This window comes from Camelimonas sp. FR25 (assembly GCF_059740505.1).
In genome coordinates, this window is sequence record NZ_JCAWFG010000037.1 from 26,565 (window position 1) to 45,799 (window position 19,235).

The 19,235-nt window shown below is 65.2% G+C and carries 17 protein-coding genes; 8 read left to right on the forward strand and 9 right to left on the reverse strand.

Annotated elements, in window-relative coordinates; all coding sequences use genetic code 11:
- Window positions 1–44: 44 nt before the first annotated feature.
- From AC6A67_RS05210 to AC6A67_RS05225, 4 genes are all read left to right on the forward strand, one after another.
- Complete coding sequence (locus AC6A67_RS05210) at window positions 45–818, forward strand: ATP12 family chaperone protein (protein WP_498035496.1); 774 nt, start codon at window positions 45–47, stop codon at window positions 816–818.
- 132 nt (window positions 819–950) lie between these two features.
- Window positions 951–2,486: an acyl-CoA carboxylase subunit beta gene (locus AC6A67_RS05215; protein ID WP_498035497.1), complete on the forward strand. Its 1,536-nt coding sequence runs from the start codon at window positions 951–953 to the stop codon at window positions 2,484–2,486.
- Window positions 2,487–2,656: 170 nt separating this feature from the next.
- Window positions 2,657–3,640, forward strand: a complete 984-nt coding sequence (locus AC6A67_RS05220; protein WP_498035498.1) for a malate dehydrogenase — start codon at window positions 2,657–2,659, stop codon at window positions 3,638–3,640.
- Window positions 3,641–3,917: 277 nt separating this feature from the next.
- Window positions 3,918–5,930 carry an acetyl-CoA carboxylase biotin carboxylase subunit gene (locus AC6A67_RS05225; protein ID WP_498035499.1) on the forward strand — a complete coding sequence of 671 codons (2,013 nt, stop codon included), beginning with the start codon at window positions 3,918–3,920 and terminating at the stop codon, window positions 5,928–5,930.
- 219 nt (window positions 5,931–6,149) lie between these two features.
- Here the strand turns inward: AC6A67_RS05225 and AC6A67_RS05230 are convergent, their stop codons facing one another.
- Together AC6A67_RS05230 and AC6A67_RS05235 are read right to left on the reverse strand one after the other, a co-directional pair.
- Complete coding sequence (locus AC6A67_RS05230) at window positions 6,150–6,740, reverse strand: hypothetical protein (protein ID WP_498035500.1); 591 nt, start codon at window positions 6,738–6,740, stop codon at window positions 6,150–6,152.
- A gap of 111 nt (window positions 6,741–6,851) precedes the next feature.
- Entirely contained in the window at window positions 6,852–7,244 is a 393-nt protein-coding gene (locus tag AC6A67_RS05235; RefSeq protein ID WP_498035501.1) for a rhodanese-like domain-containing protein, read from the reverse strand.
- Between the two features lie 189 nt (window positions 7,245–7,433).
- Between AC6A67_RS05235 and AC6A67_RS05240 the strand changes: the two genes are divergently transcribed.
- Entirely contained in the window at window positions 7,434–8,165 is a 732-nt protein-coding gene (locus AC6A67_RS05240) for a DUF599 domain-containing protein (protein WP_498035502.1), read from the forward strand.
- 31 nt (window positions 8,166–8,196) lie between these two features.
- Window positions 8,197–8,583 (forward strand): DUF3253 domain-containing protein, encoded by a 387-nt coding sequence (locus AC6A67_RS05245; protein ID WP_498035503.1) that lies wholly within the window; start codon window positions 8,197–8,199, stop codon window positions 8,581–8,583.
- A gap of 278 nt (window positions 8,584–8,861) precedes the next feature.
- On the opposite strand, the gene AC6A67_RS05250 is transcribed toward AC6A67_RS05245, so the two are convergent.
- The 6 genes from AC6A67_RS05250 to AC6A67_RS05275 form a co-directional block, all read right to left on the reverse strand.
- On the reverse strand, window positions 8,862–9,659 hold the full coding sequence (locus AC6A67_RS05250) for a YdcF family protein (protein WP_498035504.1): 798 nt from the start codon (window positions 9,657–9,659) through the stop codon (window positions 8,862–8,864).
- Between the two features lie 165 nt (window positions 9,660–9,824).
- Complete coding sequence (locus AC6A67_RS05255; protein ID WP_498035505.1) at window positions 9,825–10,682, reverse strand: aldo/keto reductase; 858 nt, start codon at window positions 10,680–10,682, stop codon at window positions 9,825–9,827.
- A 300-nt stretch (window positions 10,683–10,982) separates the two neighbouring features.
- Window positions 10,983–11,801, reverse strand: a complete 819-nt coding sequence (olsC, locus tag AC6A67_RS05260) for an ornithine lipid ester-linked acyl 2-hydroxylase OlsC (RefSeq protein WP_498035506.1) — start codon at window positions 11,799–11,801, stop codon at window positions 10,983–10,985.
- A 285-nt stretch (window positions 11,802–12,086) separates the two neighbouring features.
- Entirely contained in the window at window positions 12,087–12,389 is a 303-nt protein-coding gene (locus AC6A67_RS05265; protein WP_498035507.1) for a hypothetical protein, read from the reverse strand.
- A 250-nt stretch (window positions 12,390–12,639) separates the two neighbouring features.
- Complete coding sequence (locus tag AC6A67_RS05270; protein WP_498035508.1) at window positions 12,640–13,812, reverse strand: isovaleryl-CoA dehydrogenase; 1,173 nt, start codon at window positions 13,810–13,812, stop codon at window positions 12,640–12,642.
- Between the two features lie 648 nt (window positions 13,813–14,460).
- The gene (locus AC6A67_RS05275; RefSeq protein WP_498035509.1) at window positions 14,461–15,294 is read right to left on the reverse strand and encodes a glycoside hydrolase family 25 protein; all 834 of its coding nucleotides are present in this window, start codon (window positions 15,292–15,294) and stop codon (window positions 14,461–14,463) included.
- A 285-nt stretch (window positions 15,295–15,579) separates the two neighbouring features.
- Between AC6A67_RS05275 and AC6A67_RS05280 the strand changes: the two genes are divergently transcribed.
- Window positions 15,580–16,335, forward strand: a complete 756-nt coding sequence (locus tag AC6A67_RS05280) for a TetR/AcrR family transcriptional regulator (protein WP_498035510.1) — start codon at window positions 15,580–15,582, stop codon at window positions 16,333–16,335.
- A gap of 77 nt (window positions 16,336–16,412) precedes the next feature.
- Here the strand turns inward: AC6A67_RS05280 and AC6A67_RS05285 are convergent, their stop codons facing one another.
- Complete coding sequence (locus AC6A67_RS05285) at window positions 16,413–17,150, reverse strand: SDR family NAD(P)-dependent oxidoreductase (RefSeq protein ID WP_498035511.1); 738 nt, start codon at window positions 17,148–17,150, stop codon at window positions 16,413–16,415.
- A gap of 357 nt (window positions 17,151–17,507) precedes the next feature.
- Here AC6A67_RS05285 and AC6A67_RS05290 point away from each other — a divergent pair, with 357 nt between their 5' ends.
- Window positions 17,508–18,719, forward strand: coding sequence for an ABC transporter substrate-binding protein (locus AC6A67_RS05290; RefSeq protein ID WP_498035512.1), 1,212 nt, complete (start codon window positions 17,508–17,510; stop codon window positions 18,717–18,719).
- Window positions 18,720–19,235: the final 516 nt, after the last annotated feature.

A 19,235-nucleotide genomic window follows, 5' to 3' on the forward strand; every position in this document is an offset into this window, starting at 1 on the left:
GCCAGGCCAGACGCTGGACGCCTAAGAACAAATGAGGAAGACAGATGAGTTTTCGCGCGCCAGATGGCGGTGATCCGATCCGCCTCAGCCAGAAGGCGATGCTGCCGGTGCTGCCCAAGCGCTTCTACAAGGCGGTGACGGTGCAGGCGGAGGACGACGGCGCCTTCTCGATCCGTCTTGATGGCCGCCAGGCCCGCACCTCGGGCCGGCGCCTGCTGACGGCGCCGACGCAGGCGCTGGCGGAGCAGATCGCCGCCGAATGGGACGCCCAGCACACCGAGATCAATCCGGCGACCATGCCGGTGACGCGCATGGCCTTCGCCGCGCTCGACGCCGTGGCGCCGGATCATGAGCCGGTGCTGGCCGAGATCATCCGTTACGCGGGCACGGATCTTTTGTGCTACCGCGCCGCCGAGCCAGAGAGCCTCGCCCTGCGCCAGACGCAACTCTGGGACCCGCTGCTGGCGTGGATGGATGAGCGCTATGGCGCCCGCTTCGCATTGGCCGAAGGGGTGATGCATGTGCAGCAGCCAGCGGCGACGCTGGCAGCGGCCGAGGCGGCGGCGCGCGCCGTCGACCACCCCTTCGTCATCGCCGGCCTGCATGTAATGACCTCGCTGGCCGGCTCGCTGATCCTGGCGCTGGCGGTGCGCGATGGCCGGCTCAGCGTCGCTGACGCATGGGCGGCGGCGCATGTGGATGAGGATCACCAGATCGCCCGTTGGGGCGACGACCCTGAGGCGCAGGCGCGCAGGGCGCGGCGTTTTGCAGACTTTTCTGCGGCGGCCGCTGCCTGCCGTGCGGGCATGCCAGAGTGAATTCCGTTGTCGTCGCCTTGGCTTGGCGCGATGACGGGCAGATGAACCTTTGTTGTGGAAGACGCTTCCTAATCGTTTAGTTGAGTGTTAGGGAGCAGCCAGTTTTCGGCAATCCGATCGCGGGGGAGCAGAATGAAGAATATTCTCGAGGCGCTGGAGGAGCGTCGCGCCGCAGCGCGGCTCGGCGGCGGTCAGAAGCGCATCGAGGCGCAGCACGGTCGCGGTAAGCTCACCGCGCGCGAGCGCATTGAACTCCTGTTGGACGCTGGGTCGTTCGAAGAGTTCGACATGTTCGTGCAGCACCGCTGCGTCGACTTCGGCATGCAGGATCAGACCAAGATCCCGGGCGATGGCGTCGTCACCGGCTGGGGCACCGTCAATGGTCGCACCGTCTTCTTGTTCGCCAAGGACTTCACCGTGTTCGGCGGCTCGCTGTCCGAGACGCACGCCGCCAAGATGGTCAAGATCCAGGACATGGCGCTGAAAATGCGCGCGCCGATCATCGGCCTTTTCGATGCTGGCGGCGCCCGCATCCAGGAGGGCGTCGCAGCCCTCGGCGGCTATGGCGAAGTGTTCAAGCGCAACGTGATGGCCTCGGGCGTGATCCCGCAGATCTCGGTGATCATGGGCCCATGCGCTGGCGGCGACGTGTACTCGCCGGCGATGACCGACTTCATCTTCATGGTCCGCGACACGTCCTATATGTTCGTGACTGGCCCGGATGTGGTGAAGACCGTCACCAATGAGACCGTGACCTCCGAAGAGCTCGGCGGCGCCAAGGTCCACACCTCGAAGTCCTCCGTCGCTGACGGTTCGTGGGACAACGACGTGGAGGCCATGCTGCAGGTCCGTCGTCTGATCGACTTCCTGCCGTCGAACAACACCGACGGCGTGCCGGAGCTGCCCAGCTTCGACGATCCGACCCGCCTCGACAATTCGCTCGACACGCTGATCCCGGAAAATCCGAACAAGCCGTACGACATGAAGGAGCTGATCCTGAAGGTCGTCGACGAGGGCGATTTCTTCGAGATCCAGGAAGCCTACGCGAAGAACATCATCACCGGTTTCGCCCGCGTTGAGGGTCGTACGGTCGGCGTCGTCGCCAACCAGCCGATGGTTCTGGCCGGCGTGCTCGACTCTGACGCCTCGCGCAAGGCCGCCCGCTTCGTGCGCTATTGCGACAGCTTCGACATTCCGATCGTCACCTTCGTCGACGTTCCGGGCTTCCTGCCTGGCACGGCGCAGGAATACGGCGGCCTGATCAAGCACGGCGCCAAGCTGCTGTTCGCGTACAGCCAGGCCACCGTGCCGCTGGTCACCATCATCACCCGCAAGGCCTTCGGCGGCGCGTATGACGTGATGGCGTCCAAGCACATCGGTGCTGACGTGAACTACGCTTGGCCGACGGCCCAGATCGCCGTGATGGGCGCCAAGGGCGCGGTGGAGATCATCTTCCGTCAGGATATCGGCGACGCCGACAAGATCGCCGCCCGCACCGCCGAATACGAAGAGCGTTTCCTCTCGCCGTTCGTCGCCGCCGAGCGCGGTTACATCGACGAAGTGATCATGCCGCACTCCACCCGTCGCCGGGTGTCGCGCGCGCTCGCCATGCTGCGCACCAAGAAGGCGGAGCAGCCGTGGAAGAAGCACGACAACATTCCGCTCTGAGGCGATGGCCGGCCTGTGGTCCCGGACCGTGGGGCGGCCCCTCCCAGGCAGGGCGCGATTGCGGCGGACACGCCGCATGATGCGCCCAGGATGTTGTTGTCATGACCCATAGGGCCGACCAGCGTCCGGCAGCGCCATGAGCGCCCGGACGTTCCATTCAAGGAGCTAACATGAGCAAGACTCCCATGCGCGTCGCCGTGACCGGCGCTGCAGGCCAGATTGGTTACGCACTGCTGTTCCGCATCGCCAATGGCGATCTTCTCGGCAAGGACCAGCCGGTCCACCTGCAGCTGCTCGACCTGCCGCAGGCGCAGAACGCCGTGCGCGGCGTGGTGATGGAGCTTGAGGACTGCGCCTTCCCGCTGCTCGCCGGCTGCACCATCACCGACGATCCGAAGGTGGCGTTCAAGGACGCCGACATCGCCATCCTCGTCGGCGCCCGTCCGCGTGGTCCTGGCATGGAGCGCGCCGACCTGCTCAGCGCCAACGCCGAGATCTTCACCGTGCAGGGCCGCGCCCTGAACGACGTCGCCAAGCGCTCGGTCAAGGTGCTGGTGGTCGGCAACCCGGCCAACACCAACGCTTACATCGCCATGAAGTCGGCCCCGGATCTTCCGGCGGAAGCCTTCAGCGCCATGCTGCGTCTGGATCACAACCGCGCTTTGTCGATGCTGGCGTCCAAGGCCAATGTGCCGGTGGCTGACATCGAGAAGCTGGCCGTGTGGGGCAACCACTCGCCGACCATGTATCCCGACTATCGTGAGACCACGGTGGGCGGCAAGAAGATCGCCGGCGTCATCAATGATGAAGCCTGGAACCGCGAGCAGTTCATCCCGCTCGTCGGCAAGCGCGGCGCCGCCATCATCGAGGCGCGCGGCCTGTCGTCCGCCGCTTCGGCCGCCAACGCCGCCATCGACCACATCCGCGACTGGGTGCTGGGCAGCAATGGCAAATGGGTGTCGATGGGCATTCCGTCCGATGGCAGCTACGGCATTCCGGAAGGCGTGATGTTCGGCGTGCCGGTGGTGTGCGAGAACGGCCACTACAAGCGGGTTGAGGGTCTGAGCTTCGACGACTTCTCGAAGGAGCGGATCAAGATCACGCTCGACGAGCTGGAAGGCGAGCGCGCCGCGATCGCCCACCTGCTGAAGTAAGACGAACCGGCCGGTTCAGGGCAGGGGCTCTGGACCGGCGTACCGGTGGACGCTCCGGCGTCCGTCGGCGCAAGCTCCCCCAGGCGGGGTTGAGGCCTGCGCCAGTTCAATTCACGCTGCAGCCATGCTCCGTCGAGGGGGGCGCTGTGGCCATGAGAGCGACGTCTGGGCAGCCCAGGCAGGCGCTCCATCCCTTGGGTCTTCGCGTTCTCCGCGGGCGTCACGCGTCATGCGTCGTCAGGGAAGCGCAACAGTTTGGAATGGAAACGGGCGGGGCATGTTCAGCAAGATCCTCATCGCCAACCGTGGAGAAATCGCCTGCCGCGTCATCAAGACCGCGCGCAGGATGGGCATCAAGACCGTCGCCGTGTATTCGGACGCCGATCGTGACGCGCTCCATGTCGAGATGGCTGACGAAGCGGTGCACATCGGTCCGCCGGCCGCCGCCCAGTCGTACCTCATCATCGAGAAGATCATCGACGCCTGTAAGGCGACGGGCGCCGAAGCGGTGCATCCGGGCTATGGCTTCCTGTCCGAGCGCGCCGCTTTCGCGGAAGCGCTGGCCGCCGCCGGCATCGTCTTCATCGGTCCGAACCCCAAGGCCATTGAGGCCATGGGCGACAAGATCGAGTCGAAGAAATTCGCCAACGCCGCCAAGGTCAGCACCGTGCCGGGCTATCTCGGCGTGATCGAGACCGCCGAGCAGGCTGGCAAGATCGCCGAAGAGATCGGCTTCCCGGTCATGATCAAGGCCTCCGCTGGCGGCGGCGGCAAGGGCATGCGCATCGCCTACAGCCTCGATGAGGTGAAGGAAGGCTTCGATCGCGCCCGTTCCGAGGCCGCCTCGTCCTTCGGCGACGACCGCGTCTTCGTTGAGAAGTTCATCGTCAACCCGCGCCACATCGAGATCCAGGTTCTCGGCGACAAGCACGGCAACGTCGTCTACCTCGGCGAGCGCGAGTGCTCGATCCAGCGCCGTAACCAGAAGGTCATCGAGGAAGCGCCGTCGCCGCTGCTCGACGAAGCCACCCGCCGCCTGATGGGCGAGCAGGCCGTGGCGCTGGCCAAGGCCGTGAACTACGACTCCGCCGGCACCGTCGAGTTCGTCGCCGGTCAGGACCGCTCGTTCTTCTTCCTCGAGATGAACACCCGTCTGCAGGTTGAGCATCCGGTCACCGAGATGATCACCGGCATCGACCTCGTCGAGCAGATGATCCGCGTCGCTTATGGCGAGAAGCTGGCCATCTCCCAGGCCGATGTGAAGCTGGATGGCTGGGCTGTCGAAAGCCGCATCTACGCTGAAGATCCGACCCGTAACTTCCTGCCGTCGACTGGTCGCCTCGTGACCTATCGTCCGCCGGAGGAAGGCGAGAACGAGTCGGGCGTCATCGTCCGTAACGACACCGGCGTCTATGAGGGCGGCGAGATCTCGATCTATTACGATCCGATGATCGCCAAGCTGGTGACGCACGCGCCGACCCGTCTGCAGGCCATCCAGGCCCAGGCTCAGGCGCTTGACGCCTTCGCCATCGACGGCATCCGCCACAACATCCCGTTCCTGTCGACGCTGATGCAGCATCCGCGTTGGCAGTCGGGCGAGCTCTCCACCGGCTTCATCGCCGAGGAGTTCCCGGAAGGCTTCGTCAACCCGCAGCCAGAAGGTGAGACCGCCCGTCTGATCGCGGTGATCGCGGCTTATTGCGACAATCTGCACAATGAGCGTCGCCGCGCCATCACCGGCCAGCTTGACCGCGTCATCGACGTGGAGTTCGAGAATGAGCGCGTCGCGGTGCTCGGCGACCAGTCGTTCCCGATCCTGGTGAGCGCTGGCGAGGAAGATGAGGTCATCATCTCCTTCGACGACGAGGAGCAGCCGCGCATCGTCGAGGCCGACTGGGTCCCGGGTGAGCCGGTGTGGCAGGGCATGATCGATGACCAGGAAGTCGTCGCCCAGATCCGTCCGATCCTTAATGGCTACCAGATCGCCCATGCCGGCACGCTGGTCGACGCCCGCGTCTACACCCAGCACGAGGCCGCCATGGCGGCGCTGATGCCGGAGAAGGTCGCCGCCGACACCTCCAAGCAGCTGCTGTGCCCGATGCCTGGTCTGGTCAAGGCCATCAATGTGGTCGAAGGTCAGGAAGTGAAGGCCGGCGAGCCGCTGGCCATGGTCGAGGCCATGAAGATGGAAAACGTGCTGCGCGCCGAGCGCGACGGCACGATCTCGAAGATCCACGCCAAGGAAGGCGACAGCCTCGCCGTCGACGCGATCATCCTCGAGTTCGCCTGATCCAGTCCTGGCCGCCGCGCCCTGACGGCGCGGCGCTCCAGTTGCTGAGAGTGAAACAAGGCCCGGCGCAAGTCGGGCCTTGTTTCGTTTCTGGCGTGGCCGGGGCGGGGGGCGCCCGTTTCTGCCGCCAACAGTCGAACCTGATGAGCATGGTGCATGGGCTTCAGGTCGGGCGCTGGCGGCGCTCGAGCCGTGCAGTTCGTGGTTGCGTCTGCACCTTCACGGCCTGGTATTGCGTTTAGCTGGCGTCGTGATCGCCGGGCGACTGGCTGCGAGCGCCGCCGCCGCCGTGTCGGCCTCCAGTTGTTCGCGCATGCGATCCATACGCGCCTGTTGCAGGCGACGCGCGTCAACCACATAAGGTAAGGGCCGGGTGTCAGGCTCTGCTTCGCAAAAATTCTGGCGTGAAATCGATATCAAATTGTCCTTACGGAAAATCCGCACGTACAGGCCGTACTTCGCGTCCACCTTGTCGGGGAACAAGGCGTCCGGGGTTTCGAAATATTCGTTCAGCCCAACACAATAGGCCTCTACATCGCCGCCACGCTGCAGTTTTGGTCCCGAAATGGTGGCGCTGCGAATTTCTCCAAGCCGCCGGGCGCCGCGCGGTTGTCTGGCCGCTGACCAATTGGCGACCCTGATCGCGATGGCCTTCTCCCGATTTTCAAGCACCTTGGGCTCGGTGGCCGATAGCAGCGGCGTCCTGGGCGGAGAATTGCTTGCGCATGCGCCGAGAGCCAAGGCCAGCGCCAGGGCGGCGGCGGTCGCCCCTCTGCGTTGCGCCGACTTTGCCGTAGGTTGATTGGTCATATTGCACTGCCTGGGTAAAATTTCTGACGCAGCCTTGGCGCGGGCAAGGCGTGAGTGCTCGCGGAGGGCCTCCGCGCCCCTCGCGAGGACTTGACCGCGCTCTTACACGTCTCAGCTGTCGACAGGCGCGCCGGCCTTCTTCCAGGCGCCGAAGCCGCCATCGATATGCGCCACGGGCTTCAGCCCCATTTTCTGGGCGGTGTCCGCCGCCAGCGCCGAGCGCCAGCCGCCGGCGCAGAAGAACACGAAGGTCTTGTCCTCGGCGAATTGTGGTTTGAAATAGGGGCTGGCCGGATCGATCCAGAATTCCAGCATGCCGCGTGTGCAGGAAAATGCGCCTGGGATTTTGCCTTCACGTTCAATTTCACGTGGATCGCGCAGGTCGACAAAAGTAACGTCGTCCTTGCCGAGCAGGGCGCGGGCGTTTTCTACTGACAAGGTCTTGATGCGCGTGTTGGCGTCGGCGACCATGGCCTTGACGCCCAGCGTAATATCCTGGGGCATGCGACACTCCCTTCCGGCGGCATGGCGTCCGGGTTCATTCGTGTCAGCCAGCATGTGGCGCGGCGGCCAGCCTGTCCAGATGGGCTTGCGCAATGAACGCCGCCAGCGTGCCGCCACAAGACTGTCGAGGGCGTTAGCGCCACGGCGAACAACGCCGGGCGCTGTCGGAGGAAACCAGGGGGGGCGGGCATGCTGACAGGATTCGGCGTGGGCGATGGTGTGGCGTTAGCGTTGTTTATGGCGGCGTGGGTGATCTATGGCCTGGCGGTGGATCGCTGGCCGATCGCACAACGCAGCCTGAACATGCGCATGAACCGCTATCGCCACGAGTGGATGGCGCGGGTTGTCGCGCGCGAGCAGCGGGTGTTCGACGCCAGCCTGATCGGCACGTTGCAGAATGGGGCCTCGTTTTTTGCATCGACATCATTGCTGGCGATGGGCGGCGCGCTAGCTTTTCTGCGTTCGACCGACGAGGCATTGCGGGTGGTCGCTGATCTGCCGCTGGCAGTGGCGCTGGACCGCCTGGTGTGGGAGGTCAAGATCATCGGCCTCGTGCTGATTTTCGGCTATGCGTTCTTTCGCTTCGCCTGGTCTTACCAGCTGTTCAACTATGCGGCGGTTCTGCTCGGCGCCATGCCGCCGCCTGGATCTGGTGAGGTTGGCGAGCGCCATGTGCGCAAGGCTGGGGCGATGAACGTTGCGGCGGGCCACCAATTTAACCGTGGCCAGCGCGCAATTATTTTCGCATTGGCGTATCTCGGCTGGTTCATAGGTCCATGGGCGCTGATCGCCACCACCGCGCCGGTTGTCGCGGCCTTATGGATACGGCAGTTCCATTCTGACGCCCGGAACGCCATTGCGGCAGATGAGGACAGGCGGGACGAGGGCGCCGTTGAAAGCTCCGTGCTGTCAGGCCCTTGACGCGAGGCATGCAGTAGCGCATCGACAGCCCATGACCTCGAACAGCAAAACCGGCAAGGGTCAGCCCAAAGCCTCTCAGGCGTCGGCTGATGAAACCACCGATCCAAATGGAAAAAAGCCGCCGGCGCAGCGCCGCCGCGGCGTCGGCGTGCATTTGCCGCTGGAAGAAATGACCCGCGAGATGCTGCGCAAGGGCGGCGACGCGCTGATCGATCCGGCTGAGATCGCCCGTGCGGTCGGCGGCCCGCGCCCGGAAGGCTGGAGCCCGCTGATGCAGCCGCTGCGCCTCGCGCTGGTGAAGCTGGCGCATGATGGCAGCGTCATCATCTATCGCAAGGGCGAGCCTGCGGATCCGGACACCTTCCGCGGCCTGTATCGCGTCGGTCGTGGCCCGCAGTTCGACGTCTGGGAGATCTGACCGCCCGACACGTTGCGCCGAAGCGCCAGCCGTGAAGGCTGCGCGGTCACGGCGTGAACAACGATCGCAGTGTGAACAGGCGCCGATTCGGCGCCTGTGTGATTCCCGGTCCCGGAATGATCCGCGCAGATGAGCGGGCGGCTCGCCGCCGATGTCATGCCAGGCTGCGACGATGCTGACGCAGCCGCATCCTGACATGCTCAGGCGCCGCACGGGCTTGACCAGACCCCGATATGTCATGCTCATCGTGGTCTGGCGCCAGTCAGGCGATGGCTGTGTCACTCCAGCGGCTCGGGCCAGAGCTCCGAGGTGTAGCCGGCGAGCCAATAGGCGAAGATGCCGATATATTCCCGCACCACCCGGTCGGTCAGGCGCAGGCCTTCGGCGGCTTCGTTGAACGGTAGCCAGTCGCGATCGCTGCCCCGGCTATGGAAGTCGACCGGGTAGGGCGTGACGCGGAAGCGCTCATGCCGAAACACCGCCACCGAGCGCGGCATGTGAAAGGCTGAGGTGACCAGCAGCCAGCGTTCGCCGCGTCCGGGCTGCACGAGGTCGCGGGTGAAGGCGGCGTTCTCGCGCGTGTTGCGTGAGCGGCCCTCGATGATCACCCGCTCGCCCTCCAGCCCCATCTGTCGCAACAAAAGGCGCATGGCGTCGGCCTCGCTGGCCCCTGCCACCCCGCCGACCAGATTGCCGTCGCCTCCAGAAAACACGATACGGGCCTCTGGATAGCGCCGGGCGAGGGCCACCGCCGTGGTGGTGCGGGCGGCGGCGTCATTGAGCTTGATCTGGCCGCGCCGCAATTCGGCCGAGCCGCCGAGAATGATCACGCCATCGACAGGTCGCGGATCATCCATGGCGACCGCGGGAAAACGATCTTCCAACTGTCGCAACAGCAGCCTGGCCGTTGGGCTGAAGCCAAAAATCAGCAGGCCCAGCGCGCCCAGCGCTGCGAAGGTCAGGCCAGTGCGCCGCCAGCCGATGAGCAGCAGCACGACGCCAGCCACGCACAGGGTGACGAGCAGGTTAGACGGCGTCAGGAAAAACCACAGGACCTTCGACAGCACAAAGAACATGTGTCCTCCCCCGCGCTGGCCCCCGCCAACGCCGCATCATCACTGGCCACGCCTGGCGCGCCCACGGGCCACATGGTGAGCCGTGGGAGCGCATTCGCCCGGCGACAGATTGTCAGCGCCTGGGCCGCGCCATCCCGGCCATGCCATCACCGGATGGCCAAAGGCTTAATCCCATGCCGGGGCAAAGGACGGGTTAATCAGCCGGCCGTCAGGGCGGGCGAGATTGCTGATGCGCGCCATCTCCAGCTCGCTCAGCTCGAAATCAAACACGGCGAGATTGTTGCGAATGCGTTGCGGCGTCACCGATTTCGGCGCCGCGATCACCCCTGGCTGCTGCACCAGCCAGCGCAGCACAATCTGCACCGGCTCGCGGCTATGGCTGGCGGCGATGGCGGTGATCACCGGATCGGCGAGCAGCGTCCCGCGGCCCAGCGGCGAATAGGCTGTCACCGACAGGCCATGGGCGGCGCAGGCGGCGATCAGCCGGTGCTGGCTCAGAAGCGGGTGATACTCGACCTGATTGGTCACCAGCGGCTCCTCGCACAGGCGCACCGCTTCCTCGACGAGCGGGATGGTGAAGTTCGACAGGCCGATATGGCGGGTCAGGCCCTGCTGCTTCGCCGCAGCCAGACCAGCGAGGGATTCCGCCAGCGGCACATCCGGGTTGGGCCAGTGCAGCAGCAGCAGGTCGAGCGGGCCGGCGCCGAGCCGCTCCACGCTTTCTTCGGCTGAGCGCAGCACTGCGTCGCGGCTCATGTTCTCCCGCCACACCTTGGTGGTCAGAAAGAACTGCTCGCGTGAGACGCCTGCGGCGCGGATGCCAGCGCCAACCTCGGCCTCATTGCCATAGATCGCGGCGGTGTCGATGTGGCGGTAGCCGCTGCGCAGCGCCTCCTCGACCGCCAGCGCGCCGGCCTGGTCGGTGGACTGCCAGGTGCCGATGGCGATGGCCGGAATGGCTGCGCCATTGGCATGGACGACAATCTGACCGTTCTCAAGGCGGCTCTCGGGAGGCGTGGGCATGGCGGTTTCCTCAGCAATTGTTAGCGGTTGTTGTGGTTGGGGCAGGCGGCCGGCATGACGCTTACCGGGGCCGTTTATTGATCAGGTGAAAGCTCCGCCCATGGCTGTCGCACATCTGGCCAGGGCTGGCGTCATGCCAGGATGCGAAAATACTGACGCATCCGCATCCTGACATGCTCAGGCGCCGTGAGCACAATTCGCGCGCTGCGGATAGACCAGCCTCGCCGACGGGGAGGCGCAGCCCCGCCAGCCTGGCCGCCTGGCGCCTACGCCGCGCGGGACGAAGCAGGCCTCGCGCGCTCAGGTCTTCGGCCGGTTCCGCATGGCCTCGGCCTGAGCGTAGAATTTCTTCTCCCACTCCTTCTGATTGTCGGCGCCTTCGCGAATGAAGGGGGTGAAGACGGCGACGTTCAGTAGCAGCCAGTTGAAGAAATTGGCCGGGAAACGCAACGGTTTGACGAAATCGACGAACAGCACCACCCGGGTCTTGTCGGTGTGGTTCCACGCCTCATGCTCATAGGCGTCGTCGAACACCAGCGCCTTGCCTTCCTGCCAATGGCAAACCTGGTCGGCGACGCGAATGGCCAGGCGGTCGCGCGGCTCGGGCACGATCAGCCCCAGATGCAGGCGCAGCACGCCATTATAGGGGCCTCGATGCGGCTTCAGATGCTTGCCGGGCTCAAAGATCGAGAACATCGCCGTCTTCAGCCCAGGGATCTTCTGCATGATCCGCCAGGTTTCCGGGCACTGTTCGATATTACGCTCAGATTTCAGGCCATAGCCGGCGAGGAAGAAAGTCTTCCAGCGGCTGTCATCGCTAATGGTTTTCACGTCCGGCGACAGGTCGTGGAAGCTCGGCAGCTCGGACTGGCGCGCCAGCACCTTGTCCAGCTCAGCGCGGATCAGCGGCCATTCGCGCTCGATCTCCGCCACCCACGGGAAGGTGGCGTTGTCATAGACCGGCGGATTGCCGACCCTGGCGCATCGCAGATTGAGCCGCTCGACCCGCTCGACCACGCCCATCAGCAGGCGGGTGACGAGGCCGGGGCGCTCCATCGCTTCAATGCCAGAGGTCCCGAACTGTTGTGAGGGGTCTTTCGGGGGGACTTGTTGAGTCACAATCACGATTCCGCAATGGGCCAGGGCGCTGCAGCGGCGGCGCAGGCCAGGGGGGCGGGCAGGGCGCGGCTCCTGACATGCGCCACGCTGAATCGTGTGATGATAGACGCCGCCGCGTTCAAGGCCAATCGGCTGGCGCGCAAAGGGCGAGGGCGGCTGGGGGCGGGGCTGGCGCTGCCGTCACATCGTGACACGGCTGTCCCGACGCGCGGCGCGTGGAAAGCCGCCGGCCAAACGCAATGGCTTGAGAGAGGCGCGCCACGCGACGCGCCTCTCCCCTGATCCCTAGCGACGATAATGCCGCTGCCGGTGGTAGTGACGGCGCTTCTGCGGCGCGTGGCGGACGCGGGTGTCCTGCGGCACGCCGAGCACGCCCTTGACGCCGCCAACCACGCCGCCGCCGACAGCGCCCGCCGCGCCGCCAACCGCGCCGCCGACCGCGCCGCCCACCGGGCCGCCGATGCGGTGACCGGTGCGGGCGCCTGTGTCAGAGCCCTGCTGGGCCCCACGCACCACGCCCTGGGCCAGCGCCAGCGATGGCGCCGCCGCCAGCATGGCTACCGCTGCAATCCATGTGAGTTTGTTCATGGTGATCTCCCTGCTGCGCCGGTGGCAGGGGCGGCGCCGCCAGCGGGCGACAGCCGCCGCCCGGCGCGCCGACATCGTTGTGGCAACCAGGGGCGGCGGCAAAAGGTTCCCACCGGCGCTGGCGGGCGGCCGGCGGGCAAGCGGGGCAAGGTGTGGGATCCTGGCGGCGCAGGCGAGGCGCGCACGACCACAGTCCGGAGGAGGCGCGCTGCGGCGCCCTGCCTTCTCCGGTCCGCCGCATGGGACATGCTCAGGCAGTCTTGTTGAACAGCTCGCGGCCAATCAGCATGCGGCGGATTTCGCTGGTGCCGGCGCCGATCTCATAGAGCTTGGCGTCGCGCAGCAGCCGACCGGTGGGATAGTCATTGATATAGCCATTGCCGCCGAGCAGCTGGATGGCGTCGAGCGCCATCTGGGTGGCTTTCTCCGCCGCGAGCAGGATCGCGCCGGCTGCATCCTCGCGGGTGGTCTCGCCGCGATCGCAGGAGCGGGCGACCGCGTAGACATAGGCGCGGCAAGAGTTGAGCGCCACATACATGTCGGCGACCTTGCCCTGAATGAGCTGGAACGTGCCGATCGGCTGGCCGAACTGGTGGCGGTCGTGGATATAGGGCATCACCACATCGACGCAGGCCTGCATGATGCCGAGCGGTCCTGCGGCCAGCACGGCGCGCTCATAATCGAGTCCGCTCATCAGCACCTCGACGCCGCGTCCGACCTGGCCGAGCACATTGTCTTCCGGCACCTCACAGTCTTCAAAGATCAGCTCGCCGGTGTCCGAGCCGCGCATGCCGAGTTTGTCGAGCTTCTGGGCGGTGGAGAAGCCCTTCATGGTCTTCTCGATCAGGAAGGCGGTGATGCCGCGCGGGCCGGCGTTGGGGTCGGTGCGGCCATAGACCACCAGGGTGTCGGCGATCGGGCCGTTGGTGATCCAGAATTTGGAGCCATTGAGCACAAAGCGGTCGCCCTTGCGCTCAGCGCGCAGCTTCAGCGACACCACGTCCGAGCCCGCGCCGGTTTCTGACATGGCCAGCGCGCCGACGTGCGCGCCTGACATCAGCTGTGGCAGGTATTTGCGCTTCTGCGCATCGGTGCCGTTACGGCGGATCTGGTTGACGCAGAGGTTGGAGTGCGCGCCATAGCTCAGGCCAATCGACGCCGAGGCGCGGGAGATCTCCTCCATGGCGATGCAATGCTCGAGATAGCCAAGGCCCGTGCCGCCGTATTCTTCCTCCACCGTCATGCCGAGCAGGCCGAGTTCGCCGAGCTTCGGCCACAGGTCGCGGGCGAAGGTGTTGCTGCGGTCAATCTCATCGGCGCGCGGCGCGATCTCATTCTGGGCGAAAGCGGCGACGGTCTCCCTGATCTGGTCCGCCGTCTCCCCCAGACCGAAATTGAAACCGGGCGTGCTGCTCAAGGCCATCTGTGCTCTCCCTTGCCGCCCGATTGTTGTGATTGACGCATCGCCGTCGGTGTCCGCTGGCGCCACGGCCAGCCCTCACCGCGTTGTCGACGCTTGCGGGCGGTACGGCGCAGTACAGCCTGTCGGGCGCGGGAGAGCAAGCGCCATTGGGGGGCATGAAGAGCGATCGTCGGGCGGCCGTTGCGCTGCGGTAGCGGAGATGAGGCTTTGGCTGCCTTGAACCATTGGGCTGCTTGGGGGCGGGGCTGTTTGGGGGGGCGGGGCTGCCTGGGGCCAGGGGGGGCTAGCGCCACGCGGCATAGAGCGTGGATGCCCGTGACAAGCACGGGCATGACGGTGGAGGGTGGAGGGTGGAGGGTGATGGTGAGGGTTGATTGAGTAGGAAGGCGGCGACCAGATTTGCTGCGTGGTGGAGCGAGCAGGAGACGCACGGCGCTGCCAAACCAACTGATGCGCGACGTGGTTTGCGCCACCGCCGTCATGGTCGGGCTTGACCCGACCATCCACGTCTTTTCTCGCAACTCGCGCCGGCCAAAACTTGCCCGCCGCATCGCCCTCATGCACCAGCCCAAACAAAAGGCCGCAACCTGAAGATTGCGGCCTCAAACAGCGTCACTCCCAGCGGGCGCCAGAACCCCGGCGCCGGCCTCAGAGTTTGCCCTTGGTGAACTTGTCCCACATGTCGGCGGTGCCGAAGAAGGCGTTGCGGTCTACGGCGCCCTTGATGCCCGGGACGCGGCCGGTGGTGGTGTACTGCCAGAAATACCAGCGCCGGTCATAGCGCATGTGCGGCTCGGCGGCGGTGCTGCGGATCCACAGGGGATATTGCTCGAAGCCACCCTCCTGCAGCACGTCGCGGAAGAACGGGATGTCGGTGTAGATCACCGGGCGCTTGCCGGTGTGCTGCTCCAGCGCGCGGATCATCACATCCATCATCTGCAGCGCTTCCTGACGCGACACCCGCTTGGGGCAGGTTTTGGAATGGCCGTTCCACTCCACGTCGAGCACTGGCGGCAGCGCGTCGGGATCCTGCGGAATGTGCTGGATGAACCACTGCACCTGTTCATGCGCCGGGCGGCACCAGTAAACGAAGTGATAGGCGCCGCGCCACACGCCGGCTTCACGCGCGCCGTTCCAGTTTTGCAGGAATTTCGGATCTTCGTGGTCGCCGCCTTCCGTCGCCTTGATGAAGGCGAAGGTGGCGCCGGCGCGGCGCACCTGATGCCAGTCGATATCGCCCTGCCAGCGTGAGACGTCGATGCCATGCACCGGCAGTTTCAGCGCCGAGGCGACCTCGGGATGCGGCCTGGCGTCGGTCATCTTGCCGAACGTCATCGGCGCCTGTTCGGCGGCGCAGGCGGCGACGGCGACAGAGGCGAACGCAGCCGCCGCCAGGCGGCCCGCGGACCAGTGCTTGACGGAGCCGCGAAGGCGACGCGCATGCGCGACGGCGTTCCGGATGAGGGAAGCTGCAGTGACCATGTCCTGTCTATGTGCGCGAAACATTGACGGACCCTTACGAAACAAAGTGAACGTCGGTAGGCCGCGCCGACGCGCCTGGCGTTGCGGCTGGCCCTTGGCCGCCCTGTCAAACCGTCTTGGCTGACGTGTGGCCTAAGCTTGTCGCGGGAAGGCAGGCCCTGTCAGCGTCCAAATAGGTTAAATAGACAGGCGCGGTGACAACAAAACGAATCTGTCCTTGAATGATTTGATATTAGTGATTCGCCGTATTGTTTTCCTACTTAAGTCGTTTTGAAGGATATTGGCATGGCTTCAGACGTCACATCTGAGCGTATTCGTCGTGTGTCGCGGAAATTGTTTGCTCGACGTGGCGTCAATGGCGTGTCTGTGCGCGAAGTTGTGGCCGAAGCGGGGGCGCGCAACAATGGCTCCATCCATTATTACTTCGGCTCCAAGGATGCGTTGGTGCGCGAGCTGGTGATGGAGGGGGCGCGGGCGATTGATGATTACCGGCGCACCGCGCTGGATGAGCTGGAGCGCAGTGGCGGCAATCTGGGCGTGCGCGCCATCGTCGCCATTCTTGTCGACAGCGTGGCCAGTGACAGCGATGAGCGGCTGGAGGGCTATGCGCGGTTTCTTGCCGGCGTCCGGCTCAATCAGCGCCATCTCGCCAACAATCCGCTGGAAGGGCGCAGCAGCGCCGGCAGTCGCCGCTGCTATGCCCATCTGCGCCAGTTGTTGCCTGGTTTCTCCGAAACCATCCTGCTACAGCGGTTTCATACGGCGCTCGGGCACATTGTCTCGGCGCTGGCCGAGCGCGAGATGGCGCTGGATATGGCGGCCCAGCCAGGCGCCGCCGCCGAGCTGGTCGAGAGCGCCGCCTGGTGGCGCAGCCGGATGGCGATCGACGATATTATCGACACCGCAGTGGCGCTGCTGGTGACGCCGGCGCGACCCGGGCCGTTGTCAGCGCATGGCGGCTGGCGCCCCCACCGCCCATCCGAAAGCGCCGAGGCGACGACGGGTTGGCTGGCCGCAGGAGCGCCAGATGCCCGCCGCTGAACCATCTGGCGCCATCAGCCTTGCCGGGCGGCTGGCGCCGCCAGGGCTGACACGCGGCGCCACAGCAGGGCGTCGCCTCAGTTGAGGATCAGGCCGCCGTCCACCGGAATCGACTGGCCGCAAACGTAAGCGGCGAGCGGCGAGGCGAGGAACAGGGCGACGCCGCCCATATCGGCGGGCAGGCCGAGGCGTCCCATCGGGATGCCCTTGAGGGTGACTTCCAGACGCTGCGGGTTCTCGGTGGTGACCTTGGTCATCTTGGTGTCGACGAGGCCCGGCGCGATGCCATTGACGCGGATGCCATCCGGCGCCCAGGCTTCGCCGAGGGTGCGCACCAGGCCGACGGCGCCAGCCTTGGAGGCGTTATAGGCCGGGTTGCCCTTGGTCGAGTGGAAGGCCGAGGTCGAGCTGATGATGATCAGCGAGCCCTTCGCCGCCGACAGCATGCCGTGGAACTTCATGCTGATCGCCATCAGCGAGTTGAGGTTGATGTCGATCACCTTCTGGAAGCCATCCATCTGGAACTCGCCGCGGCGGTAGATGACATAGCCCTGCGACTGCACCAGCACGTCGAGCGTCTCAAACGGCGCCTTGTGCGCCTCGATGGCGGCGAAATCCGCCACGTCGACCTGGGAATAGTGCAGGCCGGTCAGGTCGCATCCCTCATCGATGGAATAGTCGCTGGCGTTGGCGCGGGTGCCCCAGACGTAAACATTGGCGCCCTTGGCGCGGAAGGCCTGGGCGATGCCATTGCCAATGCCGCTGGAGCCGCCCACCACGAGGACGTTCTTGCCGGTAAAATCGAGTTCGCTCATCTGGCGTATCTCCCGTCGTTGCTGTTCGGGGCGGTCGTGTCGCCGCCCGTGGGTGTGGGTTCATCTGGCGCCATGCGCGCGTCCGTCAAGCCGACGCCCTGGGCCAGCAGGCAGACCCTGGCGCGACCAGTTTGGGCCTGTGGCGGCGCCTTGGCGCTGGTCAGCCACTGGCGTCATGCGTGCGGCTGATGCATGCCGTTGGGTCATACATTTATCCATTCGTATTAACTGGCTTGTCGTGGCGGTGTCCATGGCCTAGGTAGCCATTAACGCAGCCTGAACGACGGCCAGGCTGTCAGGGGGCGCCCGGTTGGGCGTCTGATAATCCGTCCCAGAGATCCCAAGGGGAACCACGTCATGTTGAACAGGCGTTCGCTTCTGCTCGCCGGCGTTGCCGGCGTACTGGCCACTTCTGTGGCTGTCGCATCCGAGAAGAAATACGGCCCCGGCGTCACCGACACCGAGATTAAGCTTGGCCAGACCATGCCTTACAGCGGTCCGGCCTCGGCCTATGGCCTGCAGGGCAAGATCCAGGAGCTGTTCTTCAAGGAGATCAATGACAAGGGCGGCATCAACGGCCGCAAGATCAACCTGATCTCGCTGGACGACGGCTACAGCCCGCCCAAGGCGGTCGAGCAGACCCGCAAGCTGGTGGAGCAGGAAGGCGTGCTGGCCATGTATGGCTCGCTCGGCACCCCCAGCAACACCGCCGTGCAGAAGTATCTGAATTCGAAGAAGGTTCCGCAGATCCTGATCTCGACCGGCGCCTCCAAGTGGAACAACCCGTCGCAGTTCCCATGGACCACGCCGTTCTTCCCGCTTTATGACGTGGAAGGCGAGATTTTTGGCCATTACGTCGTCGAAAAGCTGCCGAACGCCAAGATCGCCATTCTGTCGCAGAATGACGATTCCGGTCGCGACTACGTCAAGGGCTTCAAGAAGGGCCTGGGCGACAAGGTCAAGGATATCGTCGCCGAGACCACCTATGAGGTCACCGACGCCACCGTCGATTCGCAGATGGTGAAGCTGAAGGCCTCGGGCGCCGACATGTTCTTCCTGATGGCGACGCCGAAGTTCGGCGCCCAGGCCATCCGCAAGAAGCATGAGATGGACTGGAAGCCGGTCACTCTGATCTCCAGCGTCGCCGCCTCAATCGGCGCCGTGTTCAAGCCGGCTGGCTTTGACGCCTCCCAGGGCCTGATCACCGCCACCTTCATGAAGTCGCCGGGCGACCCCAAGTGGAACGACAGCCCGGACATGAAGGATTTCGAGGCGTTCCTGAAGCGCAACAACATGCAGCAGCACTTCATCGACAATAACGCCGCCCTGGCCTACATGTCGGCGAGCGTGCTGGCGCACGCCATCAAGAACGCTGGCGATGACCTGACCCGTGGGAACCTGCTGAAGCAGGTCACCACGCTCAACATCCCGGCGGCGCCAATCGTCTTGCCTGGCATCAGCGTCACCACCACCCCGACCAACTACAGCCCCTTCAACACCCTGCAGATGCAGCGTTTCGTCGGCGAGAGCTTCGAGCTGTTCGGCGAGCCAATCAGCGTCGGCAAGTAATACCAGTCGCCAGCGGTGCGCGCGCCAAAGGGCGCGCCGCCGCGTGAGGCGGCAGGGTGCAGGCGCGGCCATCGTGGCCCCGCGCAGGCGTATTGCGCCACAGTTCCAGATGACATGACAGGCCGGGCGGCGACGCCCGGCCTGTTGTTTTTGGTCACGGCTACCAGACTCCGATCAGCATGACTCCACGAGGCCTGGGTTAGCCCCTGCGGCGCCTGAGCATGTCGGGATGCGGATGCGTCAGCATCTTCGCATCCTCATAGGCGGCGCCGCGCAGTGGTTTGACCGGCCATGACACAGGCTGCATCGCCGCCGATCGGGCGGTTGATCTCGGCAATAAGTATGAGGCGCAGCCAGCACAGAGCGCGGCGAGACGGCCAGGAGCATCTTTCTGCGCTATGCCCCCGGCGCTGTTTGCCCCTTGCGCAGCGACGGATCCGCGCCAGCTGATGTCTTTGCCGAAGGGCAGGGCGCCGCTGGGATTTGCGTGGGTCTGGACGGGTCGCTGGCGCAAGG